24 protein-coding genes are annotated in these 24,749 nt (G+C 70.4%); 12 read left to right on the forward strand and 12 right to left on the reverse strand.

Going from position 1 to position 24,749, the window contains the following annotated elements:
• Positions 1 to 166: 166 nt before the first annotated feature.
• The 5 genes from TU34_RS11985 to TU34_RS12005 are packed head-to-tail and all read left to right on the forward strand — an operon-like array spanning position 167 to position 5,248.
• The gene (locus tag TU34_RS11985) at positions 167 to 775 is read left to right on the forward strand and encodes a GNAT family N-acetyltransferase (RefSeq protein ID WP_045823085.1); all 609 of its coding nucleotides are present in this window, start codon (positions 167 to 169) and stop codon (positions 773 to 775) included.
• On the forward strand, positions 759 to 2,438 hold the full coding sequence (locus TU34_RS11990) for a phytoene desaturase family protein (protein WP_065973577.1): 1,680 nt from the start codon (positions 759 to 761) through the stop codon (positions 2,436 to 2,438). Before TU34_RS11985 ends, TU34_RS11990 begins: the two co-directional genes overlap by 17 nt.
• A complete protein-coding gene (locus TU34_RS11995; RefSeq protein ID WP_238981265.1) occupies positions 2,435 to 3,298 on the forward strand; it encodes a carotenoid biosynthesis protein in 864 nt (287 codons plus the stop codon). Before TU34_RS11990 ends, TU34_RS11995 begins: the two co-directional genes overlap by 4 nt.
• A 26-nt stretch (positions 3,299 to 3,324) precedes the next feature.
• The gene (locus TU34_RS12000; RefSeq protein ID WP_150116502.1) at positions 3,325 to 4,041 is read left to right on the forward strand and encodes an LppM family (lipo)protein; all 717 of its coding nucleotides are present in this window, start codon (positions 3,325 to 3,327) and stop codon (positions 4,039 to 4,041) included.
• 55 nt (positions 4,042 to 4,096) lie between these two features.
• Positions 4,097 to 5,248 (forward strand): glycosyltransferase family 2 protein, encoded by a 1,152-nt coding sequence (locus TU34_RS12005; RefSeq protein ID WP_045823086.1) that lies wholly within the window; start codon positions 4,097 to 4,099, stop codon positions 5,246 to 5,248.
• A 15-nt stretch (positions 5,249 to 5,263) separates the two neighbouring features.
• On the opposite strand, the gene metF is transcribed toward TU34_RS12005, so the two are convergent.
• Entirely contained in the window at positions 5,264 to 6,199 is a 936-nt protein-coding gene (metF, locus tag TU34_RS12010; protein ID WP_045823087.1) for a methylenetetrahydrofolate reductase [NAD(P)H], read from the reverse strand.
• 159 nt (positions 6,200 to 6,358) lie between these two features.
• Between metF and TU34_RS12015 the strand changes: the two genes are divergently transcribed.
• From TU34_RS12015 to TU34_RS12030, 4 genes are read left to right on the forward strand one after another with little or no spacing between them, the layout of a single operon-like run.
• On the forward strand, positions 6,359 to 7,438 hold the full coding sequence (locus TU34_RS12015; RefSeq protein WP_045823296.1) for a polyprenyl synthetase family protein: 1,080 nt from the start codon (positions 6,359 to 6,361) through the stop codon (positions 7,436 to 7,438).
• A gap of 14 nt (positions 7,439 to 7,452) precedes the next feature.
• Positions 7,453 to 8,973, forward strand: a complete 1,521-nt coding sequence (crtI, locus tag TU34_RS12020; protein WP_238981266.1) for a phytoene desaturase family protein — start codon at positions 7,453 to 7,455, stop codon at positions 8,971 to 8,973.
• Positions 8,970 to 10,568, forward strand: coding sequence for an alpha-(1->6)-mannopyranosyltransferase A (locus tag TU34_RS12025; protein ID WP_065973579.1), 1,599 nt, complete (start codon positions 8,970 to 8,972; stop codon positions 10,566 to 10,568). The genes crtI and TU34_RS12025 overlap by 4 nt, the downstream gene beginning before the upstream one ends.
• Positions 10,565 to 11,467, forward strand: a complete 903-nt coding sequence (locus TU34_RS12030) for a phytoene/squalene synthase family protein (RefSeq protein WP_045823089.1) — start codon at positions 10,565 to 10,567, stop codon at positions 11,465 to 11,467. Before TU34_RS12025 ends, TU34_RS12030 begins: the two co-directional genes overlap by 4 nt.
• A 6-nt stretch (positions 11,468 to 11,473) precedes the next feature.
• On the opposite strand, the gene TU34_RS12035 is transcribed toward TU34_RS12030, so the two are convergent.
• A complete protein-coding gene (locus tag TU34_RS12035; RefSeq protein WP_160298523.1) occupies positions 11,474 to 12,334 on the reverse strand; it encodes a cutinase family protein in 861 nt (286 codons plus the stop codon).
• A 246-nt stretch (positions 12,335 to 12,580) separates the two neighbouring features.
• Here TU34_RS12035 and TU34_RS12040 point away from each other — a divergent pair, with 246 nt between their 5' ends.
• On the forward strand, positions 12,581 to 14,356 hold the full coding sequence (locus tag TU34_RS12040; RefSeq protein WP_082080201.1) for a S53 family peptidase: 1,776 nt from the start codon (positions 12,581 to 12,583) through the stop codon (positions 14,354 to 14,356).
• Between the two features lie 12 nt (positions 14,357 to 14,368).
• Here TU34_RS12040 and TU34_RS12045 read toward each other — a convergent pair whose 3' ends face one another.
• The gene (locus TU34_RS12045; RefSeq protein WP_045823092.1) at positions 14,369 to 14,734 is read right to left on the reverse strand and encodes an Rv2175c family DNA-binding protein; all 366 of its coding nucleotides are present in this window, start codon (positions 14,732 to 14,734) and stop codon (positions 14,369 to 14,371) included.
• 110 nt (positions 14,735 to 14,844) lie between these two features.
• Here TU34_RS12045 and TU34_RS12050 point away from each other — a divergent pair, with 110 nt between their 5' ends.
• A complete protein-coding gene (locus TU34_RS12050) occupies positions 14,845 to 16,083 on the forward strand; it encodes a protein kinase domain-containing protein (protein ID WP_045823093.1) in 1,239 nt (412 codons plus the stop codon).
• A gap of 29 nt (positions 16,084 to 16,112) precedes the next feature.
• On the opposite strand, the gene TU34_RS12055 is transcribed toward TU34_RS12050, so the two are convergent.
• Both TU34_RS12055 and TU34_RS12060 read right to left on the reverse strand, forming a co-directional pair.
• Positions 16,113 to 17,513 carry a class II 3-deoxy-7-phosphoheptulonate synthase gene (locus TU34_RS12055; RefSeq protein WP_045823094.1) on the reverse strand — a complete coding sequence of 467 codons (1,401 nt, stop codon included), beginning with the start codon at positions 17,511 to 17,513 and terminating at the stop codon, positions 16,113 to 16,115.
• 52 nt (positions 17,514 to 17,565) lie between these two features.
• Positions 17,566 to 18,048 carry a polyadenylate-specific 3'-exoribonuclease AS gene (locus TU34_RS12060; protein WP_045823298.1) on the reverse strand — a complete coding sequence of 161 codons (483 nt, stop codon included), beginning with the start codon at positions 18,046 to 18,048 and terminating at the stop codon, positions 17,566 to 17,568.
• A 33-nt stretch (positions 18,049 to 18,081) separates the two neighbouring features.
• On the opposite strand from TU34_RS12060, the gene TU34_RS12065 reads away from it, so the two are divergent.
• Positions 18,082 to 19,323, forward strand: coding sequence for a glycosyltransferase 87 family protein (locus TU34_RS12065; protein ID WP_052688884.1), 1,242 nt, complete (start codon positions 18,082 to 18,084; stop codon positions 19,321 to 19,323).
• Here the strand turns inward: TU34_RS12065 and TU34_RS12070 are convergent.
• From TU34_RS12070 to TU34_RS12100, 7 genes are all read right to left on the reverse strand, one after another.
• The gene (locus TU34_RS12070; RefSeq protein WP_045823095.1) at positions 19,245 to 19,967 is read right to left on the reverse strand and encodes a lysophospholipid acyltransferase family protein; all 723 of its coding nucleotides are present in this window, start codon (positions 19,965 to 19,967) and stop codon (positions 19,245 to 19,247) included. The genes TU34_RS12065 and TU34_RS12070 overlap by 79 nt on opposite strands.
• Before the next feature lie 69 nt (positions 19,968 to 20,036).
• Positions 20,037 to 21,014, reverse strand: a complete 978-nt coding sequence (locus TU34_RS12075; protein WP_045823096.1) for an ROK family protein — start codon at positions 21,012 to 21,014, stop codon at positions 20,037 to 20,039.
• Positions 21,011 to 21,391, reverse strand: a complete 381-nt coding sequence (locus tag TU34_RS12080) for a hypothetical protein (protein WP_045823097.1) — start codon at positions 21,389 to 21,391, stop codon at positions 21,011 to 21,013. Before TU34_RS12080 ends, TU34_RS12075 begins: the two co-directional genes overlap by 4 nt.
• Before the next feature lie 99 nt (positions 21,392 to 21,490).
• The gene (locus tag TU34_RS12085) at positions 21,491 to 22,636 is read right to left on the reverse strand and encodes an ArsA family ATPase (protein ID WP_052688885.1); all 1,146 of its coding nucleotides are present in this window, start codon (positions 22,634 to 22,636) and stop codon (positions 21,491 to 21,493) included.
• Positions 22,637 to 22,659: 23 nt separating this feature from the next.
• Positions 22,660 to 23,097, reverse strand: coding sequence for an SRPBCC family protein (locus TU34_RS12090; RefSeq protein WP_045823098.1), 438 nt, complete (start codon positions 23,095 to 23,097; stop codon positions 22,660 to 22,662).
• A 4-nt stretch (positions 23,098 to 23,101) separates the two neighbouring features.
• Entirely contained in the window at positions 23,102 to 23,515 is a 414-nt protein-coding gene (locus TU34_RS12095; protein WP_045823099.1) for a hypothetical protein, read from the reverse strand.
• A 110-nt stretch (positions 23,516 to 23,625) separates the two neighbouring features.
• Complete coding sequence (locus TU34_RS12100; RefSeq protein WP_045823100.1) at positions 23,626 to 24,744, reverse strand: glycosyltransferase family 4 protein; 1,119 nt, start codon at positions 24,742 to 24,744, stop codon at positions 23,626 to 23,628.
• Positions 24,745 to 24,749: the final 5 nt, after the last annotated feature.

The raw sequence follows: 24,749 nt of genomic DNA on the forward strand, positions 1-24,749 counted from the left end.
CGATCGGACCGGCCCGGCCGCAGACGCTTCCCTCGTCCACCGCCGGACCGGCCGTCGGTCGTCGGGTCACGATGAGACTCGTCGCGGAGGTTGAGTACTCGAACACCCGTTCGACCTATTCAATATAGCTACCCCCCGACAAGGTCTCAAGAGGAGGCGCAGAACGGTGTCTGTTCGCCTGGTCGGCCTCGTCCCCGACGACGCCGGGGACTGGTTGAACCCCGCTCTCGACGTGTACGTCGAGGCCATGGGATACCCCCGGGGAACCCAGACACACCGCTCCCCGCTGTGGCGCGACCACATGCGACGACCCGGCTGGACCGCGGTCGGCGCCTACCGCTCCCCCGACGACGCGACGGGAGGGACGGCGGGCGGCGGGTCTCTGGTCGGCATCGCCTACGGCTACACCGGCGCGGGCGACCAGTGGTGGCACCAGCAACTCTGCGCGGGACTCCGACACGGCGGCTACACCCGCGAGCAGATCGACGAGATCACGCGCGACTACTTCGAACTGACCGAGCTCCACGTACATCCCCGCCTGCAGGGTCACCGCATCGGCGAGGCGCTGCTCGCGCGACTCCTCGAGGGACGGAGCGAGAGCAGCGTCCTGCTCTCCACACCGGAGGTGCCCGCCGACGACAACCGCGCGTGGCGCCTCTACCGACGGGTCGGTTTCGCCGATCTGCTCCGCCACTTCAGCTTCGCAGGCGATCCGCGACCCTTCGCCGTCCTCGGACGCCGACTACCGATGGGCCCCCATGACGACCAGCAGTGACGCCCGCATCCACGACGCGATCGTGGTGGGTGCCGGTCACAACGGACTCGTCGCGGCGACGTACCTCGCGCAGTCGGGCCTCGACGTGGCCGTCGTCGAACGCGACACCATCCCCGGTGGCGCCGTGTCCACGGTGGCCCGGTTCCCCGGCTACCGGGTCGATCGCGGATCCTCGGCCCACATCATGATCAGGCACACCTCGATCATCGACGACCTCTCGCTCGGGTCGCACGGCCTGCGCTACATCGACTGCGACCCATGGGCGTTCGCGCCCGCCGACGGCGACTCACCGGCGATCGTCTTCCGGACCGACCTCGACGCGACCTGCGTCTCGATCGAGGCCGCGTGCGGCGCACGCGAGGCCGACGCGTACCGACGGTTCGTCGCCGTGTGGGGACCGCGGTCGGCGGCGGTCATGCGGATGTTCGCCCACCGCCCCACCGTCGGCGGGTTCGCGCGCTCGTTCTGGGGCATGCCCACCCGCGACGGGGTCACCGGCCGGGCCGCGGGGGCCAATCTCGCCCAGGAGTTCCTCCGCTCCGGAGATGCCCTGCTGGACAGCTGGTTCGACTCCGAGCGCCTCAAGGCCGCACTCGCGTGGTTCGGCGCGCAGTCGGGACCGCCGATGAGTGAGCCGGGTACCGCGCCGATGGTCGGCATCGCAGCGCTGATGCACACCCTGCCGCCCGGGCGCGCGGTCGGCGGCAGCGGCGCGCTCACCGAGGCGCTCGTCTCGGCCCTGGGGTCACACGGCGGCGAACTCGTGCTCGACGCCCCGGTCGAGTCGCTGGCGTGGACCGGCGACCACTGGCGGGTGACGTCGGCGGGCGGTGCGGTGCGCCGCGCGCGATCGGTCGTCGCGGCGTGCCACATCCTCACCACGCTCGACGCGCTCGCCGCCGGTGGTGTCGCCCCCGAGCAGGTGCGCCGATGGCAGAGCCGGATCGAGGTCGGCCCGGGTATCGGCAGTGCCGTGCGGATCGGTGCCACGGCACTCCCCGACTACCCCGGACTGCCGTCGGACCTCCCCACCCACGGCGTGCACTCGGGCCTCGGGCTGCTCGTCTCCGACCGGGCGCATCTGGCCGCGGCCTACGGCGACGCCCGCGCGGGCCAACTCCCCCGTCGCCCGGCACTGGTGGCCATGAGCTACTCCGCCATCGATCCGGGACTGGCACCGCCGCAACGACACTCGATCACCCTATGGTCGCAGTGGCACCCACGTCACCTCGCCGAGAACCGTTCGTGGACCGACCTCGCGCAGCGCGCCGGCGACGACATCATCGCCGAGATGGATCGACAGGCCCCCGGGTTCTCGTCGACCGTCGAACACGTGCACGTGCAGACCCCGGACCGCATCGAGGATGAGCTGGGCCTTCTCGGTGGCAACGTGATGCACGTCGAGATGTCGATGGACCAGATGTTCGCCTTCCGACCCCATCCCGACCTCGGCGGCCATCGGGTGCCCGGGGTACCGGGCCTCTACCTCGCCGGCGCCTCGACCCATCCCGGTGGAGGTGTCAGCGGCATCAGCGGTGCGCTCGCCGCCGACCTCGTGCTCTCCGATCGCGCCGGTCTCGCCGACACCGTGCGCGAGGCCCTGGGTTCGGCGTGGACGGCGTTGCGTCACAGGGCACCGGTGGGCGGCAGGCCACGGACGTGACCGCCCCCACGGCCGCCCGCGACATCACCGGTACCGCCCGTGTGGTGTCGCTGGCCGCCGTGGCCGCATGGGTGCTCGCGCAGATCGTCTACACGCTCGTCGAGGGATCGGCGCGTGATGCCGCGACCGTGGTGGTCCTGTGCGCGGGGTCGATCGCGATGATCGTCGACGTCGTCGCACGCCGGGGCGTGGGTCGAGCGGTGGCGATCATCGCCCCGGTGGCGGCCATCGTGTTCGCCGCCGAGGTCGTCGGTACCCGGACCGGATTCCCCTTCGGCGCCTACGGATACGTCACCGACCGCATCGGTCCGGCCGTCGCCGATGTCCCGATCCTCATCACCGCCGCGTGGTTCATGGGCGCGTACGCGGTCTGGCGGGTCGCGGCCTTCGTGCTGCCGACCGCGCGGGCGGGCCGTATCGCGATCGGGGTCGTCGGTCTGGTCAGCTGGGATCTCTACCTCGATCCGCAGATGGTCGCGGCGGGTCTGTGGAGCTGGGACGCCAAGGACGCGGGACTGCCGGGGATGGAGGCCATCCCGCTCACCAACTTCGCCGGGTGGGCGGCGGTCGGACTCGTCGTCATGCTGGTGTTCGAACTGCTCGACCCTCCCGACGCCGCACGGGGCGCGACACCGGTCGTCCCCCTGGTGTGGCTGTGGTGGACCTGGGCGGGCTCTGCGTTCGCGCAGATCTTCCTTCTCGAGAACGGCGCGCTGCGTTCGGGTGTCGCCTACGGCATCGTCGGCATGGGCGTGTTGGCGGTGCCCGCGGTCGTCGCCGTCGCGACCTCGCGACGCCGCCCCACTCCCGACACCGCGACACCCACCGACGCACCGCACGCGGCGGGTCGTCGTCGGTGACCCGGTCGACCTGGCACGATGTCGTGGTGCCCGCCTCTCCGGTCCTTGCGCCCCACCGTCTCGCCCCGCGGTCCCGCACCCGCCGACGCCCCGTGCGCATCGCGGCCGCGGTGCTGCTCGTGCTCATCGGTTCGCTGTCGTTGACGTCCTGCATGGAACGCTCGCCGTACGTCGGTGATCGGCTGTGGGGCGAACTCGTGGTCGCCGCGAAGGCCTCCGGGGACAGCAAGGGACCGCAGATCGAGATCCCGCAGTCGATGGCGGGCAGCGTCGTCGCCGACGCCTACTCCGAGAACGGCATGGTGGGCACCCGCGTCACCTACAGCGCACTTCCGGTCGGACAGTTCAACGAACTCGGCGACCTCCTGCTCGAGGCATACCCGAACAGTCCGGTGAGCATGGACCTCAGCACCAAACGCAACGGCGACGTGGTGCGGTTCCGCGGCTCGACCGACCTGAGCAGCCTGACCGCCGGGCAGGACCTGGTCTCGTTGACCGTGCAGTTCGCCGGGCCGATCAGCGCCACCAACGGCAAGCAGTCGTCCGACGACACGGCGACCTGGGCACCGGATGCGGGCAAGGTGACCGATCTCAGCGCCGAGGCGAACTACGCCGATCCCGGCACCGCGGCGTTCGGCGACTGGACGTGGCTGCTGGCCGGCATCACGCTCGCGGTCGTGCTGATCGTCGGCGGCGTCGCCTACACCACGCGCGACGCCTCACCCCGCGCCGGCCGAACCTGACGGTGCGGCCGGGGACGGTGGTCGGGTGAGGAGGGTCCGACGGCGCCGGCGGCCGATGACCGCCGCCGACATCGTCCCCCTCGCGCTCGCCGGTTCGGGCCTGGCGATGGCCGCGGTCAACGCCCGTCACGTCCACGCGCTGAGCGCACCGCGGCACCCGGTGGCCGCTCCCGTCGTGGTGCTCGTCCCCGCCCGCGACGAGGCCGACGTGATCGCCGACGTGATCGCCGACCTGCGTGTCCAGCGCGGTGTGGACGACCTCAGGGTGCGGATCTACGACGACGAGTCGACCGACGGGACCGCGGAGGTCGCCCGACGTGCGATCGACGGCGACGATCGTGTCGTCGTGGTCGACGGGGCACGCACACCGAAGCCCGCGGGCTGGACCGGAAAGGCGTGGGGGCTGCACCGGTTGACCACCGACCTCGCCGACGACCCGCCGAACACGCGGCTGTGTCTCGTCGACGCGGATGTGCGCCTGGCTCCCGACGCCGTCGCCGCGGCGGTCGCGGTGTTCGACGCCCTCTCCGACGCGCCGGGACCGCCGCCCGGGCTGTTGTCGGTGTGGCCCGCCCAGATCGTCGGATCGGCGCTCGAGCGACTCGTGCAGCCGCTGCTGTTCTGGTCGTGGTTCTCGATGCTGCCGCAGTCGGTCACCGAGCGGCAGTTGCGGACCTCGACGGCCGTCGCCAACGGGCAGTTCCTCACCACGACGCTCGGCGCCTACCGCGACGTCGGTGGGCACCGTTCGGTGGCCGCGGAGCCGGCCGACGACATCGCACTGGCACGGGTGTTCCGCCGCGCCGGCATGCGCACCGTCAATCGCAGTGGCGGGCATCTGGTGCGGTGTCGGATGTATCGCTCCGGCGATGACCTGTGGGCGGGGTATCGACGCTGGACCGCAACAGAATTCGGTGGCGCACGCGGATCGTGGGCGGTCGTGGCCGCACTGCTGCTGGGTCACGTGGCCCCGGCCGTGCGCGCCGCGATCGGCCCGCGACGCACGCCTGCAGTGCTCGCGCTCGTGATGGGTGCGGCCGGACGTGTCGTCTCCCGCCGCGTGGAGACCGACGCTCTCACACCGTCGGATGTCCTCGACGCGACGGCACACCCGGTGTCGATGGCGGTCGCGGCCGCACTCATCGCCGATTCGGCCGTGCACACACGCACCGGCCGACTCGAGTGGAAGGGCCGGTCGATCAGCTGACCGGTACCTCGGCGGTCAGGGGACGAGGACGTTCATGCCGAGGCGGTCGAGCACCTCGGTGGTGGCGCGCGCGAAGTTCAGGCTGCAGAAGTGCAGGCACGGCGCTCCCTCGGCGATGAGTCGCTCCGACATCTCCGTCGCGAGGTCGATGCCGACCGCGCGGATCGCCTCGCGGTTCGCCTCCTCGTCGTTCCCGGCTGCCGCGGTGAGGCGGGCGTCGACGTCGGCGGGCAGCTTCGACCCCGACAGTTCGAGCATGCGGCGCACCGACGCCAGCGACGTGATCGGCATGATGCCCGGGATGATGGGCTTGGCGCCCTGTTCGGGGTCGGCGGCGACCACCCGGTCACGGAGGCGGAAGTAGTCCTCGACGTCGAAGAACATCTGCGTGATCGAGTACTCCGCGCCGGCGCGCAGCTTGCCGAGCAGGAAGCGGGTGTCCTCGTCGAGCGTCGGCGAGCGGTGGTGCCCCTCGGGGAACGAGGCGACGCCGACCTGGAAGTCGCCGAGCTCGCCGACCAGTCGGACCAGTTCCTCGGCGTAGGCGACACCCTCGGGGTGTTTGACCCACTCGCCCATCGGGTTGCCCGGCGGGTCGCCGCGGAGCGCGAGGACGTTGGTGATGCCCTGATCGGCGTACGAGCCGACCATCGCGCGGAGCTCGTCGAGGCTGTGGTTGACCGCGGTGAGGTGGGCGACGGTCGTCAGGGTGGTCTCGCGGGCGAGCTCCCCGGCGATCCGCACGGTGCGGTCGCGGGTACCGCCGCCGGCGCCGTAGGTGAGCGACACGAACGCCGGGCGCAGACGCTCGAAGATGCGGACGGCGCGCCAGAGGCGTTCCTCGGCCGGCGCGTCCTTCGGCGGGAAGAACTCGACCGAGAACGGCACCGGGCCGCTGTGCGGCTCGGACAACCGCGAGACGACGGTGGGCGAGGCGATCGGTGAGGTCACGTACCGATCATACGGTGGGCGTCCGCGCCTGCGACGTGGCCGGATCGTCGGGGTCGGTAGTGTCGAGGTCATGGTGTGCACCGGTGAGACCCTTGGGGGAGATCGGTGACCGGTGCGCCGGGTGCCGAACTCACCATAACCTCGACCGACGTCGGCCCGATGCCGGTGTCGTTACGTGATGTCCCGGCCGCGGCCGAGGCACGGCTCCGTCGGGTCTTCGCCGCGCGCCGCGAACAGACCTCGGCCATCGCGCCCGAGGTCGCCGACCTGACCGACCTGATCACGACGTTCACCCTGAGCGGGGGCAAACGAGTCCGCCCGGTGTTCGCGTGGTCGGGATATCGGTGTGCCGGAGGCGTTCTCGACACCTCCGCCGCCGTCGCCGCGCTCGATCTGTGCGCGGCACTCGAACTGATCCAGGCGTGCGCACTGATCCACGACGACGTGATCGACCTGTCGGACACCCGGCGTGGCAACCCGACCGTGCACCGGTCGGTCACCGCGACCCATCGCCACCGGTCGTGGTCCGGCGACGCCGACCACTTCGGCATGTCGACGGCGATCCTTCTCGGCGACCTGGCTCTGAGCTGGGCCGACGACCTCATCATCGCGGCGGATCTCGGTCCCGGCATCCGCGCGCGGATCGGTCCGGTGTGGTCGGCGATGCGCACCGAGGTCCTCGCCGGACAGATCCTCGACGTCGTCGGCGAGGCGGGCGACGACGAATCGGTCGACGCCGCGTTCCGTGTTATGCGTTTCAAGACCGCCGGGTACACCGTCGCCCGACCGCTGCAGCTCGGCGCCGTCGCCGCCGACGCCCCCGACGACCTGGTCGCGACGCTCGGACAGGTGGGCGACGGCCTGGGCATCGCCTTCCAGCTCCGCGACGACCTGCTGGGCGTGTTCGGCGATCCCGAGCGGACGGGCAAGCCGTCCGGCGACGACCTCGTCGCGGGCAAGCGCACCGCGCTGCTCGCCCTGGCCCTGCAGAACGCGGACGCCGACGCCCCGCGCGTCGCGGCCGAGCTCCGGGGCCTCGTCGGGCGTCCGCTCGACGCCCGCGAACTCGATCGGGCGCGCGCCATCCTGCACGACGTCGGCGCCGTGCGCGCCGTCGAGGACCACATCACACGCCTCGTCGACGAATCGGTCGACATCCTCACCTCGGCTCCCGTCGAGGCAACAGCGCGTGCGGAATTGGTGGCGTACGCCACCGCTATCGCCGGGAGGCGCATGTGACCGGAGACCGTAGGGTGACCGGGCCCGTCGAGCACGTCGTCGTGGTGGGAGCGGGCCTGTCCGGGCTGTCGGCCGCGCTGTACCTGCGCGGTCAGGGCGTCCGCGTCACCGTGGTGGAGGCACAACACACACCGGGCGGACGGGTGCGCACCGAGAAGCTCGGCGACTCGCTGTTCGACACCGGCGCATCGGTGTTGACGATGCCGGCGCTCATCGAGGCCCCGATGGCCGCCGTCGGTATCTCCGCCGCGAGTGCGCGGGCCATGCTCGACCTGATCCCGCTCGACCCGAGCTATCACCTGCGCTACGCCGACGGCACCGACTTCGCCGTCCCGCGCGACACCGACGAGCTCGCCACCGCGATCGGCAAGACGTTCGGTCCCGAGCAGGAGGCGGGATACCTGCGTCTGCGCAGCTGGCTCCAGCGGCTCTACGACGTCGAGTTCGACGACTTCATGGACCAGAACACCGACGGACTCCTCGACTACGTGACCACGCGCCGGATGCGCACCGGCGTCAAGGATCTCGTCACCATGGGCGCCGTGCGGCGACTCACCCCCGCGATCAACCGGTTCGTCACCGACACCCGACTGCAGCGCGCGTTCACCTTCCAGGCGCTCTACGCGGGCGTCCCACCGTCTCAGGCACCGGCCATCTACGCCGTCATCTCGCACATGGACATCGGCATGGGCGTCTCCTATCCGCGTGGCGGTATGGGACGTGTGGGCGCGGTGATGGCGCGTGCGCTCGCCGAGGCCGGGGGCACCATCGTGTACGACACCCCGGTGCAGTCGGTTCGCGTCGACCGCACCGCACCGGGCGGACCGCGCGCGGTGGCCGTCGTGACCGGTGACGGCGAGATCGGCTGCGACGCCGTGGTGATGACGACCGACACCCCCGTCACCGACCGACTGTTGGCCCACGCCGGGGCTCCGACACGACGACGTCGTGTCCGGCACTCCCCGAGCGCGGTGGTGGCGCACCTCCGGGTGCCCGCCGACCTCACCGCGGTCTGGCCCGGGGGTCACCACACCATCGACTTCGGCGACGCCTGGACCGCGACGTTCCGTGAACTCACCGCCCGCTCGGGACGACTGATGACCGATCCGTCGCTGCTGATGAACCGGCCCGCGATCAGCGACCCCGGCAACTTCGTCGTCGACGGGATGGAATCGGTCACCGTGTTGGCGCCGTGCCCGAACCTCGACAGCGCCGATCTCCCGTGGGACGCGTTGGCCGGACCCTATGTGGCCGAGACCCTCTCGGTTCTGGAGAGCCGCGGTTACCGTGGGATCGCCGAGCACGCCGAGATCATGCGCATCGACGATCCCGGGGTGTGGGCCCGGGCGGGGATGTCGGCGGGCACACCGTTCGCGGCGGCACATACCCTGTCGCAGACGGGGCCACTGCGCACCCGCAACCTGTGGCCCGGTGCGGTCAACGTGGTGCTCGCGGGCAGCTCGACCGTCCCCGGCGTCGGCATCCCGCCGGTGCTGGTGTCGGGCCGGCTCGCCGCCGAGCGCATCACCGGGTGACCCCGGTGTCCGCCGACGCGACGACCGTCGCGACGTCGCCCCCCGCCGGCCTGCGTCGACCGGTGGTCTCGTCGCTGCGACTCGGTCTCGTGGCGTCGATCCTCGTCACGCTGGGCAGCTACGGGGTCGGCGACATCCCCCGCGCGAACACGTGGCTGCAGGACGCGTCGATGGCGTGGGTCACCTACGGGCACGGGAAATCGGTTGCCGGCCTGCTGTTCTGGGCCGGTGTGGCGCTCATGGTGTGGGCCTGGGTGCGGTTGGGGCGGACATTCCTGGCGCACCGGTCCGACGCCGACGTGCCCGACGCCGACGGTTCCCCCACCGCCGAGACGGCGGTCGACGGCGAGGTGTCGGGCTTGCGCTGGTGGGCGGTGGCCTGGGCCCTGCCACTGATGGTCGCGGTCCCGGTCTACAGCCGCGACGTCTACGCCTACCTGGCGCAGGCCGCGTTGCTGCGAGACGGGTTGAACCCCTACGCCGACGGACCGGCCACCTCCCCCGGTCCCCTGCTCGACTCGATGGCGCAGGTGTGGGCGACCACCACCGCGCCGTACGGGCCGTTCTTCGTCGAGATCGCCCGCGGGGTCACCGAGGTCACGGGCGACAACCCGGTCGCCGGGGTGTTCGCGATGCGTCTGGTGATGCTGCCCGGGTGGCTGCTCGCGATCTGGGCGGTACCCGCGCTCGCACGCCGACTCGGACGCGATCCGCGTATCGCACTGTGGCTCGCGGTGTTCAACCCCATGCTCGTCATCCATCTCGTCGGCGGTCCGCATGTCGAGATGCTGATGGCAGGGCTCCTGGTCGCCGGGGTGGCGCTGGTCGTCGCGCGACGACACGTCGTCGGGTTGCTCGTGGTGGCCGTCGCGGTGTCGATCAAGATCACCGCGGGCATCGCCGTCCCGTTCGTGCTCTGGATCTGGTTGGCGCACATCCGTTCGCAACGCGCTGTGCGCCCTCGCGACGTCGTCGCGATCGTGGGGGCGATCGTCGCGACCACCGGGGTGGTGTTCGGCGTCGCGACCCTCGTCGTCGGGCACGGTCTCGGGTGGTTGACGGGCCTGGGCTACGCCGACCGGATCGTCAACTGGCTCACCGTCCCCACCGCCGTCGCACACCTCGTGACGCTGGTGGCGGCACCGTTCACCGCGCTGCCCCTGCCCCCGGTGCTCTCCGTCGCACGAACCGTCGGAGCCGTCGCACTCGCGGTGATCCTCGTCGCGACCTGGTGGCGGTTCCGTCACGACGAGCGCACGGCGGTCGTGGGGGTCGCCGTCGCGATGGCCGCGGTGTTGGCGCTCGAACCGTCCACGCTGCCCTGGTATTACAGCTGGGCGCTGGTCTTCGCCGGCGCCGCTCTGCTCGGTCGGCGATCGCTCGCCGCGATCGTCGCGGCGTGCGCATTCGGGCTGATCGTGTTCCAGCCCGACGACTCGATCCTGCTCTACGAGCCGGTCGATCTTCTCGTCGCGGCGGCGATCGCCGGATTCGCGGGCTGGTCGATGGTGCGGAAGGATTCACCGCGACCACGGAACCTCGTACGACCACAGCGCCGTAGCGGGCAGGGGTCACCATCGACAGGAGCGCCATGACCGTCGCCGAACGCACCGAGCGTGGCTACCTCCGCGGACTCGAGGCGACCGCGACGCACGGTCGGACCTACTACCTCGGCACGCGGTTGCTCCCGGCCGCCCGTCGCCGCGGGGTCTACGCGCTCTACGGCTTCGCCCGCATGGTCGACGACATCGTCGATGTGCCCGGCCATCCCGACCCGGTCGGCGGTGTGGACGCGATCGACGCGCAGCTGTCCCGCGCACTGCGACCCGATCCGAGCGACGACCTCTCCGACGTCGACGAGGTGGTCCTGGCGCTGGCCGACACCATCGCCCGTTTCGACATCCCCGAGTCGTATTTCCGCGCGTTCCTGGCGTCGATGCGGATGGATCTCCCCCAGAGCGCACTGTTCCGGTCGCGCTACCGCACCTTCGCCGAGATCGGTGAGTACATGTGGGGATCGGCCGCGGTCATCGGTCTGCAGATGCTGCCCATCATCGGCACACTCGACCCCGACGCGGCGCGCGAACCCGCCATCGCGCTCGGCGAGGCGTTCCAGCTCACCAACTTCATCCGCGACATCGGCGAGGACCTCGACAGGGACCGGATCTACCTCCCCACCGACGAACTCGCGTCGTTCGGGGTCGATGAGGCCATGCTGTTCGAGGCACGCAGGACCGGTGTCACACCACCGGAGGTGCGCCGCGCGTTGGCGCACTGCATCGCGGTGACGCGCGCCCGCTACCGCGACGCCGAACCGGGTATCGCATTGATCGATCCCCGCAGCCGACCGGGTATCCGCGCGGCGTTCGAGCTCTACCGGGACATCCTCGATCGCATCGAGGCCGTCGATCACCAGATCCTCGACCACCGTGTGGTGGTACCGAACCGTCGTCGGGCACGTCGCGCCCTGGGGGCGCTGCTCACACGCCGCTGACGTCGGTCAGCGGGTCGACGCGCTGCGCAGGTAACCGCGCAGTACGGCGACCGCCTCCTGCAGTTCGGTCCGTGGCGACGCGGGGCGTCCCGCCGCCGGCACGTACCGCAGTCCGTCGCGGAGGTAGTTCACGTGCTGTTGCCCCAGGAGATCGGCTCCGGGACCGAAGCCGCACACCGGATCACCGCCGTGACACAGCGACCATCGGGCGATGCCGGGCAACCGGTAGTAGGCGTCGGCGCCGATCGTGTCGACTCCGGAGATCGCGGCGGTGGCCTCGGTGCGCCAGATACCCGTGCCCGTCGAACCGGCGCCGTGGACACCGTCGGCCCCGGGGACCTGGAAGGGGTCGCCGAACAACATGACCGCACCGACCACGCCGCGCGGCGCCAACCGGCGGGCGACCGTGCGCACCACCGCGGCGCCCTGGGAGTAGCCGAGCAGGACCGCCGTCGGACGGCAGCCGGGGCCGCCTGCCGCCGCCGCTCGGTCGTATCGGTCGACGAGGGCCGAGACCCCCGAGGCGATCGACATCCCGAAAGACCGGTTGCGCGTGCCGTTCTCGATCGACACCGCCTGGTAGCCGGGACCGGTGGTCACCACGGGCACCCCGGCGACGTCCGCGGGCGCCCCGGAGTAGGTTGCCGCCAGCAGGGTGTGGAACAGCGGACCCTCGTAGCCGTCGGAGACCACCCGTCCGTAGCGCTGCGGGGCGAGCACCGGGTCGCCACTGCCCCTTGCGGGCATCACCACCGCGGCCGGACACCGCGCGTCGCCCGGCGTCGACGACGGTGTCGCGCCGGCGACCCCGGCCGAGATCCCGGATGCGACGACGAGCGTCGAGCACAGCGCCACCACAGAACGCACGACACCACTTCCCATACGCCCGATCATGCCCGACCCACCGGCCGTCCCGGGTGTGAAAAGGGCCTGCGCGGCCGGTTTGCCCACTTTCGGTGTCGTCGAGGTTACGGTCGGATCAGTTCCGATCAGAACAGTTCGTATAGCTAGTTACTCTTCCTCATCAGCTGATAACTTTCCCGTCATCGAGGAACACGCGGCAGGTCGCCGACCGGCGAACCCGCGCGTGCACAAGGGAAATGAGTCACATACATGGCATCGAGACGCCTGATCCCGGTCACCGCGGCAACGGTGGTCGCCGTCGCCCTCGGCTCGGGAGTCGCGTGGGCGGCACCCTCCGGTGACGCACCGGTGGCACCGGTCGACAACGGACGCGCCCAGGTCAGCCCCCGCGTGGCACGGTCGGCAAAGGTGGGTGGCGCCCCTACACAGGAGCGTCGCACGGTGACGGTGGCCCTCGCGTCGCGAGATCCTCAGGGATTGGCCGACTTCGACACATCGGTGAGCGACCCCGCGTCGGCGCAGTTCCGGAAATTCCTGTCCCCCAGGGAGTTCGCCGATCGTTTCGGCCCCTCACCCACCCAGGTCTCGACGGTCTCGAACTACCTGACGTCGCACGGTCTCCAGGTCGGCAGCCTCACCCCGGGCACACAGACCATCACCGCGTCGGGAACGGTGGGCCAGCTCGGGGACACCTTCGGGACATCGCTCTCGCAGTACCGGGATCCTACGAACGGCGCGAAGTTCATCGGTGCCGACAGCAGTGCGAAGGCATCGCCCGCGGCGGCGTCGATCATCACCGACGTCTCCGGGCTCACCGACAACCCTCTACCCGTCACCCCGCCGCCGACGACGCAGATCACCCAGACCCCCAAGGTGGTGCCGAACGCGGCGACGGACAAGGGCACCGGGCCCAAGGGCGGTTTCACGGCGAAGGAGCTGGCCTCCGCGTACGCGACATCGTCCATCGGAGGCAACGGCGGCGCCGGTCAGACCATCGCACTCGTCGAGTTCTCGGGGTACCACCCGGCGAACTACCAGGCCTACGACGCCCAGTACGGCATCACCGCTCCCGCGGTCCAGACAGTAAACGTCGACGGCGGACCCGCCGGCGATCTGTCCGGTCAGGGTGAGGTCGACCTCGACATCGAGGTGTTGCACGCCATCGCCCCGAAGGCGACGATCCTCGACTACCAGGCTCCCAACACCGACAGCGCCGACGTCGATCTCTACGGCAGGATCGTGTCCGACAACCGCGCGTCGATCGTCTCCATCAGCTGGGGCGCGTCCGAACAACGGGAAGGCGCATCGGGTATCCGCGCGCTGTCGAACATCATCGCCCAGGGTGTGGCGCAGGGACAGACGTTCGTCGACGCCGCGGGCGATCACGGCGCATCCGACCAGTGGGACCCGAGTTCGCGCGACACGACCATCACCGTCGACTACCCGGCATCCGACCCGAACGTGACGAGCGTCGGCGGCACCCGCCTCTACATCAACTCGACCACCGGGGCCTGGGCCAACGACAAGGTGTGGAACGACTACGCGACCGGCACCGACACGTCGTTCCGCGGCGCCGGCGGCGGTGGCGTGTCGACCTACTTCGCCCGACCGTCCTGGCAGACCGGCACCGGCGTCGACACCGGCGCCAAGCGGCAGGTGCCCGACATCTCGGCCGTCGCCGCCGAATACCAGTTCAGTGTCCGCACCGAACTGATCGACCAGAACGGCAACGACAACGGCGGCGGCTGGAGCGCGTCGGCGGGCACCAGTGGTGCGGCCCCGCTCAACGCGGGTCTGTTCGCGCTGGCCGCCGCCAAGGCGGGAGGTGTCCGCTTCGGCAACATCAACCCGACGCTCTACAAGGTCGCCACCGCCACCCCGACGGCGTTCCACGACATCACCACCGGGACGAACTCCATCACCGGGAACGCACAGGTCTATGCGACGACCGCGGGGTACGACAAGACGACGGGCCTGGGCACCCCGTCCAACCCGGCGTACGCGACGGCGATCATCTCGCCCTAGCGGGACGCCGTGTCAGAACCCGAGTGCCTGGGCCCGTCGGATCATCTCGCGGGCGGAATGTCCGTGCAGCGCGCGGGCGGGGTACTCGCCGAGGTCGTCGTGGACGGTGAACAGCCACCGCATGACCCCGTCGCGGTCGAATCCACCGTCGTAGAGCACGGCGATCAGTCCGGTGAGGTGCTTCGCGATGCCGTCGTCGTCGAAGAAGACCTCGGGGATCATCGGCTGGCCCTCGACGTTGACCGCCAGCAACTCGTGCTCGGCGACCATCGTGCGGATCTTGCCCGCCGAGAGCCCGAGGCGCCGGGCCGCGCCGGTGATGTCGAGCAGCGGCTCGCCGTCGGGCAGGTCGACAACGGTCATCGGAAGGGAGGCCACGCGGGAAACCCTACCGAAACGTGACGTCGGCACGAACACGCCTGCACCGGAGAGACACCTGTGGCTCGCTAGGCTGATCGGATGGACATCGCAGAGCCGGACGCACGCGGATGAGTGCCGTACGCGACGTCCTGCTGGGCGCACGACTCGAACGCCGGTACCGGATCGACGCGCTCATCGCGCGCGGCGGTATGTCGAGCGTGTACCTCGGGATGGATCTGCGCCTCGACCGACCGGTCGCGGTGAAGGTGATGGACCCGCGGTACAGCGCCGACCCGCAGTTCCTGTCGCGGTTCGAGTTCGAGGCACGCTCGGTGGCCCGCCTCAAGGATCCCGGTCTGGTGCCGGTCTACGACCAGGGCGTCGACGGCGAATACGCCTTCCTCGTGATGGAACTCGTCGAGGGCGGGACGCTGCGCGAGCTGCTCACCGAGCGCGGACCGATGCCCCCGCATGCGGTCGCGGCCGTGGCGGTGCCGGTGCTCGGTGGTCTGGGCGCCGCGCACGCCCACGGTCTCGTCCACCGCGACGTCAAACCCGAGAACGTGTTGATCTCCGACAGCGGGGATGTGAAGGTCGTCGACTTCGGCCTGGTGCGCGCGATCGCCGCTGCGGGCATCACCTCCGACAGCGTCATCCTCGGCACCGCGGCCTACCTGTCGCCCGAACAGGTCGAGTCGGCCGATTCCGACGCCCGCAGCGACATCTACTCCATGGGCATCCTCGTCTACGAGATGCTGACCGGGACAACACCGTTCACCGGAGACACCTCGCTCGCGCTCGCGTACGCGCGATTGCACCGCGACGTCGGACCGCCGAGCCGGGTCATCGCCGGGGTGCCGCGGGAGTTCGACGATCTCGTCCTCACGGCGACCGCCCGCGACCCGCAGGCGCGTTTCGCCGACGGCGACGACATGCTCGACGCCCTCGAGTCGATCATCGACGACCTGCGCCTCCCGCCGTTCACCGTTCCCGCCCCGACACGATCGGCCGAGCGCGAGACGGTGGTCGCTTATCGCAACGGCCGCGCACCGGTGGCCCCGCCGACCCCGCGAGGACCCGTGCCGCGCACCGACACCCGGATGATGGACTCGGGCCCGGTCGGTCCGCCGCCGACCTCGCACACACGCATCGACGACGGGGACGATCCGCGCGACGACCCTCGGTTCGATCGTCCACGGTTCGACGAGGAGGACCGTGCACGTCCCCGCCTGGCCGCGCACGCCGTGGAGTTCGCCGAGGCCCGGCTACGGGCGCGCCGACGGGCCCGGGTTCTGACCGTGATGATCGCGATCCTCGCGATCGCCATGGCCGTCGGCGGCTGGTGGCTCGGGACGCAGTTCGCCTGAACGCGCCTCGCGCCACGGACGGATCGGCCTCAGCCGCGCAACATCTCCGCGACGAGGAACGCCAGCTCCAATGACTGCTGGGTGTTGAGGCGCGGGTCGCAGGCGGTCTCGTAACGGCCGGCCAGATCGAGGTCGGAGATGTCCTGTGCGCCACCGAGGCATTCGGTGACGTCCTCGCCGGTGAGCTCGATGTGCACGCCACCGGGGTGTGAGCCCAGGGCACGGTGGACCTCGAAGAACCCCTGCACCTCGTCGACGATGCGGTCGAAGTGCCGTGTCTTGAACCCGGTCGACGCCTCGTGAGTGTTGCCGTGCATCGGGTCGCACTGCCAGATCACCTTGTGGCCGGTGGCCTCGACCGCCGCGACGATCGGCGGCAGTACGTCGCGTACGTTGCCGTTGCCCATCCGCGCCACCAGTGTCAGACGCCCGTCGACACGATGCGGGTCGAGTCGCTCGACGTACTCGACGGCCTGTTCGGGCGTCGTCGTCGGGCCGATCTTCACACCGATCGGGTTGGCGATCAGCTCGGCCAGCGCGATGTGCGCGCCGTCGAGCTGGCGGGTCCGCTCGCCGATCCACAGGAAGTGGGCCGACAGGTCGAACAGCACCGGGTCGCCCTCGGGGTCGGCGGGGTTCTCGGCCAGACGCAGCAGTCCGCGCTCGTAGTCGAGCACCAGCGCCTCGTGGGAGGCGAAGATGTTGGCCGACTCCAGGTTCGAATCACGCACCTCGCACGCGTCCATGAACCGCAGCGCCCGGTCGATCTCGGAGGCCAGCGCCTCGTAGCGGGCCCCCGCGGGCGAGGTCCGCACGAACTCGCGGTTCCAGTCGTGGACGCGGTGCAGATCGGCGAGGCCCGCACCGGTCAGGGCGCGCACCAGGTTCATGGCTGCGCTCGCGTTGGCGTAGGCGCGCACCAGGCGTGACGGATCGTGTGCGCGCACCGCCTCGTCGGCGACGAAACCGTTGACCATGTCGCCGCGGTACGACGGCAGGCCGAGGGCGTCGGTGTTCGACGACCGGGGCTTCGCGTACTGCCCGGCTATGCGGGCGACCTTCACCACCGGCATGCTGGCGCCGTAGGTGAGCACCACGGCCATCTGCAACAGCGTGCGGATGTTGCCCTTGATGTGTGGTTCGGTGTTGTCGACGAAGGTCTCGGCGCAGTCGCCGCCCTGCAGGAGGAACGCCTCACCGCGTGCGACCTGGGCCAGCTGACCCGACAGGCGGTGCACCTCCTCGGGCATGCAGATCGGCGGCACGCTCTCCAGCACGGTGCGCATCGCGCGGGCCTTGTCCTCGGGCCAGCTCGGCTGCTGCAGCGCGGGCCGCCCGAGGGCCGCGGCGAAGCGATCGGCCAGAGCGCCGGGAATCGGGGGCAGCTCGGGCAGTTCGTCGAGCGGTACGTCTACGGTCCAGTTCACCACCGGCCCAGCTTAGTGCCCGCGCGCCGCAGCCCCTCCCGCGGTCGTGCGCAGGTCAGGCGGTGAGCTCGGTCATGGCCTTCCATCGGGCCAGATTGTGTCGCGCGTCGACGAGGGCGTCGTGGGCGTCGGCGGGCGACGGCGGCAGCGGCGGCCGCCCCAGCGACTCCCAGTGCTGTCGGAGCTCGCGGGTGAACCGCGGGATCGGCCGTGGCAGCGCCGTCATCGATCCCCAGAGCTGGCACAACACCACGTGGTCGTAGGCGCCGATCCACGCCCACAACTCGATGTCGCCACCTGAGGCGGTCAAGAAGTTCAACAGATCGTCACGTATCTGTCGCCTGCTACGCCACACCTTCGACGACGGCGACGGCAAGTGTGGCAACACATGAGCCCTGACCCAGTCCCCGGCGCGCTCGGGATCGAACTCCGAGGAGACCGCGTAGAACTCCCGACCGTCCTCGGCGACGACACCGATCGAGACGAGCTCGATGGTGCGTCCGTCTTCGATGAACTCGGAGTCGTAGAAGAAGCGCATTCGGAAAAGCCTAGGCGTATCGCGGCGCGGGCGGTGACCGCCGTGGTCGTGGCGATGTTCGTCGCCACCGCGCTGGTCCGGGTGGTCGGGATGCCGCTGACCCGTTCGTTCGGTGACTTCGCGCGCATCGACATCGACGTGTACCGGCTCGGGGCGCAGCTGTGGCGCAACGGCGGATCGTTGTACGCCGCGGGGTCGATGCCGTTCACCACCGACGGGATCTGGCTGCCGTTCACCTATCCCCCGTTCGCGGCTCTGTCGTTCCTGCCGTTCACCGTGGTGCCTCTGGTGGTCGCCGGCGCGGCGATCGCGCTGGCGACCGTCGCGGCGACGGTGGTCGTGTCACGCATCGTCGTCATCCGGCTGGAGATCGGACCCGCCACCCGCCGCGGGACGACCACCCTCGCGGTCGCGACCGCTGCGCTGTGGACCAACCCCTACTGGATGACACTCGGCTTCGGACAGGTCAACGTCGTGCTGATGGTGCTCGTCGCCGTCGATCTGTTGGTCTTGCCGACCGGTTCCCGGTGGCGCGGCACGCTCATCGGGGTGGCGGCCGCGATCAAGCTGACCCCGCTCGCGTTCGTCCTGTTCCTGATCGTGCGACGCGAGTGGCGGGCGACGTCTCGCGCGATCGGGACGTTCGTCGGCCTGGCTCTGCTGGGACTGGTGTGGGCGCCGGTGGATTCGGTCCGCTACTGGGGCCACACCGTCTTCCACACCGATCGCATCGGCGACCTGTCCGGCGGTATCAACCAGAGTGTCAACGGGTTCTGGATCCGGGTGCTCGGCTGGTCCGGGCCGGCCGAGCAGGTGGTCTGGGCGGTGTCGGTGGTCGGCCTGACCGCGTTGGCCGTCATGGCGCTGCGTCGGTGCGACCGCCTCGGCGGCGACGTGCTCGCGGTGTCGGTGGTCGCGGTGTGGGCGGTGATGGTCTCACCGACGTCGTGGGCGCACCACTGGGTGTGGGCGGTCCCGGCGATCATCGCGCTGGCCGTGGTGGCGACGCGTACCGACGATCGCCTGGTGCGTCGTTCCCACGCGGCGCTCGCCGGCGTCGGCACACTGGTGATGGTGGCCGGGCCGTTCCAGTTCCTGCCCGTCCACTCGTCGCGCTGGTCGGTGGTCGAGGCCGTCGCGGGAAACGCGTACTGCCTGTGGGGACTGGCGGTCCTCGTGACGATCGTCGTGGTCGGTCAGGCGGCGGGTTCCGAGCGCTCCCCCGGGATCGCCGGCGCGGCACCCTCGGGGGCGTTCTTCAGACTGGCGGCGTAGATGTCGACGTACTTCTGACCGCTCAGGCGCATCAGTTCGTACATGATCTCGTCGGTCACCGCACGCTCGATGAAGCGGTTGCCGTTCATGCCCTCATAGCGCGAGAAGTCCAGTGGCTTACCGATCTTCACCGTGATCTGCGCCCGCCGGGGGATGGTGGTGCCGGGCGGGTTCAGCTTGTCGGTGTTGATCATCGCAACCGGGATCACGGGGACGCCGGTCTCCATGGCGATGCGAGCGAGGCCGGTCTTGCCCTTGAACAACCGTCCGTCGGGTGAGCGTGTGCCCTCGGGGTACATACCCATCAACTCACCGGACTCGAGTTTGCGGCGCGCGGAGATGAGCGCGTTCTCGGCGGCGTCGGCGCCGCTGCGATCGATCGGGATCTGGCCGACCGCGGTGAAGAACCACCGCTGGAAGCCGCCCTTCAGTCCGGTGCCGGTGAAGTACTCGCTCTTGGCGAGAAAGTAGATACGACGCGGAACGGCCATCGGAAGGTAGAAGCTGTCGACGACGGCGAGGTGATTGCTGGCAAGGATCGCCGGGCCACGCGACGGGAGATTCTCGAGACCCTCGACACGGGGTCGACCGACCAGCTTGAGGACCGGCCCCAACAGGACGTACTTGAACAGCCAGTACCACATACCCCAGCAACTCCGATCGACCCGACGTGCCCCGAATCCGCAACCACTCGCAACTGCGGACGACTCTACTCACCCACGCAGTACGGGGACACCGTCGGCGAGATCGGATCTGGCGACCGCCGCGGCACCGATCATCCCGGCGGCCTCGCCGAGTTGGGTGCTGCGGATGCGGGCCAGCCGTCGGTGACCGCTACCGGTCACCATCGCGCCGTAGTGTTCGCGCGCCTCGTCGAGGAACAGGCCACCGGCGGCACCGACACCGCCGGCCAGCACGATGAGATCGGGGTCGAAGATGTCGGCGATCATCGCCATGCCCTGACCGAGCCATCGGGCGAAGTCGGCGAACGCCGCCACCGCCACCGGGTCGCCGTCGTGCGCCGCGGCGGCCACCCGCCGACCCGTGAGCGAACCGGGGTCCTCGGCGATCTCGCGCGCGAGGGCACTCGTGGGCACCCTGCCGTCGGCAACGATCTCGACGACGTTGTCGACGAGAGCCGTTCCGCTGCAATATCTCTCCCAGCATCCGCGTTTACCGCACGAGCAGGGACGACCGTCGACGACCACCTGCAGGTGGCCGAGCTCGGGCGCCACACCGTGACTCCCGCGGTAGATCTCCCCCTCGAGGAGGAACCCGACGCCGATGCCGGTACCGATGGCGAGAACGATGGTGTTGTGGCCACCGGCGGCGGCACCGAAACGACGTTCGGCGATGGCGGCGGCATTCGCGTCGTGTTCGCACGACACGGGAAGCCCTGTGCGACGCGACATCTCGGCCGCGACGGCGGTCTCACGCCAGGGCAGGTGCGGGGCGAAGCGGACCACCGAACGGTCCGGGGTGAGGAAGCCGGCGATCGCGAGCCCCACCGCCACCACCTCCGACCGCGACCGCAGCCGGTCGACCATGTGGTCGAGACACTTCTCCAGCGCCCACGCGGTGGCGGGTGTCTGGGCACGTGCGGTGTCGACGATCTGACCCCGTTCGTCGACCACGGCGGCACGGATGCTGGTGCCGCCGATGTCGATCCCGATGGTCAGATCGCCGGTCACAACTGCGGCTCCCCGGTCTCGACCTCGACGGTGATCGGCACGAACCCGGTCGTGTGCGCCGGTCGGGTCGAGGCGGTGCGTTGTGCCCGTTCGCCGACGGCTTCGGTGAGACCCGCCGAGATGGCCTCCAGCACGGCGATCGCCGCCACGATGAGGCGGTTCACGATGTCACCGATCTCGGCGATCATCTGGTCGACGGCCTGTCGGATGGCCGGACCGAGATCGGCCGACGAGCGGTCGCCGTTGGCGGGCGGTCCCCCGTCACGATCGCTGATGACGGTGGTCGCGAACTGTTCGATCCGGTCGAGCATCGCGAGGACGAGTGCACGCATCGGATCCGCGTCGGGAGGTCTCTCCCCGCGGGCCGATTCGTCCATTCCTTCTCCCTGGCGTATTCGCCGACACATGTCGGCAGGACACGCGTCATCTCCTCGTCGTGGTTCTCGCCGGTCGCACTGTCCCGACGACGGCGGATGTCAGTCGACACCCTGCCCGGTCCGGGGCCACACCGCAGGATCGGGCCGGAACCGGATGTTCAGCATGCCATCCTCCCATCGGGCATCGGTCACCGTGCACCGACGCAGGACCGACGGCAGCGACACACGGTGGCGGACACCGCTCAGCGTGACCAGGAGGTCGTCGCCGCTGCGGCCGAGGGCGAGTGATCGTGGATCGGGCAGCGGTTGCCGCCACGAGAGACGGTAGGTCGCGGTCACCCCGGTGCCCGAGAGGTGCTCGACCTCGGCCGCCCGGCTGCCCACCGCGACACCCGGCCCATCGGAGACCGCGACACCCAGTTTGCGCAGGGCGGCGACGGTCCGTGGCGGGGTCGGGAGGGACGCGACGCCGACGACGCCCACGCCGTCGCGCGGCGGTGTGGTGTCGATGTCGGCCGCCGGTTCGGCGGAGGCGACACCGGGGTTGCGGAAGACCTCCGCGGTGACGATGCCCATGAGGTCGAGGACGGCGACGTGGCGTTGCGCCATCTCGGTGCCGTGGACACCGGTCGGGACGACCACGTGCGCGTGCACACACGTCGGGTCGACGAGGAGCTCGACGATGTCGAGGCAGTCGGCCACCAGTGCGTCCACGACGGCCGCGCCACCGGTGAGTCGGGGGTTCTCGGCCGCACCGGCCAATCGTCGGTGTCGGGGCCAGAGTCGCTCCACGTAGCCGGCCACCATCGCCGGGACACCGAGGAAGCCCAGTGCGTCCATCTCCCCGGAGCAGTCGAGCACGATCCGCGACCAGCGGCCGGAGACGGCCTCGTCGCGGATGCGGCGCCAGGCGAGGAGTTCGGCGATGCCGGGTAGCCCCGTCAGCTCCTCGGGGTCGATGTCGCCGAGACCCTCGGTGACGGCGCCGCCGGCGAGGGAGACCGGGCTCCGCAGACCCGACCAGGCCTCACCCAACAGCGCGAGGGTGTCGATCTCGAGCAGTGCCGCACCCTGCGAGATCGGAACGGCAACGCCCGGAGTCGAGTACACGCCGAACACCCGCGACGCCTGCCGGAACCGGTCGAGGGTGATCAGGAGTGCGCGGCCGTCGGGGCCCCCCCGCACCGGCCCGACTGCGGCCGCCGCGGCGATGGTCGACACACCCGCTCCCCCCGGTCCCAGCACGAGGTGGACCGGCGCCAGATCGATCAGCCCTCGACTCGCTTCTTGAGTTCCTTGAGGGCGACGTCGGTGATGGCCTTCTCCGCGCGCCGCTTGAGCGCCCCGATGATCGGGATCGCCAGATCGACCATCAGTTCGTAGGTCACCTTCGTCGAGCCCGACGTCTGCTGGACGAGGGAGTACCGACCCTGCTGGGCGGTCTGCAGTTCGCTGCTGATCAGGTCCCACTCGACCGCGTCGCCGGCGGGCGCCCAGGTGTAGGACAACTCGTAGGTGTCGCGTAGGACCCCGGCGTCGAGGCGGAAACGCACCTGCTTGGCACGCCTGCCGTCGCCGGGATCGGTGACGGTGACCTCGTCGGCCGCCGACACCCATTCGGGGTAGCGCGCGAAATCGGCGATCACCGCCATGATCGCCTCGGCGTCGGCGTTGATGACTATCGATTGTTCGGTGCGGTCGGCCATCGACTCACCCTCTCCCCACGGCCGGTTCCCCGGCCGCTCGTCCGGCTTCGAGGCGGTCTTTCACCTCGGTGGACATCGCGCGTCCGGCGACGCGTCGACGGTGGTTGGCCGACGCCAGCCATGTGGCGCGGCGGCGCGCGGAACCCTCGGCGACACCGTCGTCGGTCTCGGCGGGTTCGGCGTGCATGAAGTAGTGCAGGACGAAACCGTCGAGCACCTCCTCGAGCCAGACCTCCATGGTGCCGTTCGCACCGCCGGAGATCGACCACCGCATCCCCTGTTCGACGCGGTCCTCGACGACGGTGAGGTGCAGGTCTGGCCACCAGCGCCGCCACCGCGACCGATCGGCGAGGACCCGAGGAGCGTCGTGTGCCGACGCGGCGACGAACGTCTCGTCGGCCACCTGGATGCTGCTCACCGCACTAGCTTCACACATCGACCCCGGCACACACACGCAGCGTGCCGCATCCGCGCGGCCGTCCGCGACGGGTCTGTGTGGCGGTGGACATCGGTTCGCGGTCCATGGATCTACAGCAGCTGCATCAGTCGAGCGGCCATGGAATCCCACTGCCATTCGGACACAACGACATCGCGCCCCGCGGCGCCCATCGCGGCCGCATGTGGCCGATCGGAGAGGATCGCACAGATCGCCAACCCGACGGCCGCGACGTCGCGACCGTCCACCACCGTGCCGGTCACGCCCTCGCGCACGGTCTCGGGTGCACCGCCGGAGTCGCCGGCGACGACCGGCACGCCACACGCCGAGGCCTCGAGGAACACGATGCCGAGCCCCTCCACGTCGAGTCCGCCCCCGCGGGTCCGTGTCGGCATGGCGAAGACGTCGGCGGTCGCGTGGTAGGCCGGTACGTCCTCCGACGCCACCGATCCGGTGAACACCACGTGCTCGGCGACGCCCGCCTCGCGTGCCCTGCGTTCGAGCGTCTCGCGATACGGTCCGCCGCCGACGATGAGCAGCCGGGTGCCGGCAACGTTGCGCCGGATGTCGGCGAGTGCGTCGATCAGGGCGTCCTGCCCCTTGCGCGGGACAAGTCGTGACAGACACAGCACCACCGGAGCGTCACCGAGATCGTGACGGTCCCGGATACGTTCGCGCGCAGCATGATCGGGAACGAAACGCCGACTGTCGACCCCGGGGGGCAGGTGTTCGAGCGCGGCGTCCGCACCGAAGGCGGCGGCGAAACGGTTGCGGGTGTAGCGACTGACGTAGGTCACCACGTCGGCGTGGGAGCCGATGTGGCCGAGCACCTGGCGGGCCGCGGGGAGCATCGACCACCCCACCTCGTGGCCGTGTGTGCTGGCCACGATCCGCCGCGCGCCGCCGGCGCGGAGATGGGGGGCGAGCACCGCCAACGGTGCCGCCGCGCCGAACCAGACCGTGTGGATGTCGTGTTCGGCGATGAGGGCGCGGGCCCGTCGCGCGACCGCCGGAGTCGGCAGCATGAGGCTGGTGCGGTGGCGCACCACGGTGAACGGTTGCGCCGCGTCGAACGCCTCGCAGTCCCGCCACCGCGGCGCGTAGACGACGATGTCGCGCGCGGGCATCCGCTCCACCAGATTCAGCAGATACGACTGGATTCCGCCGGCACGCGGCGGGAAGTCGTTGGTGACCAGCAGGGTTCGGTTCATCGATG

Origin of the sequence: Williamsia herbipolensis (assembly GCF_000964005.1) — a bacterium.
In the GTDB taxonomy this organism is placed as follows: Bacteria; Actinomycetota; Actinomycetes; order Mycobacteriales; family Mycobacteriaceae; genus Williamsia_A; species Williamsia_A herbipolensis.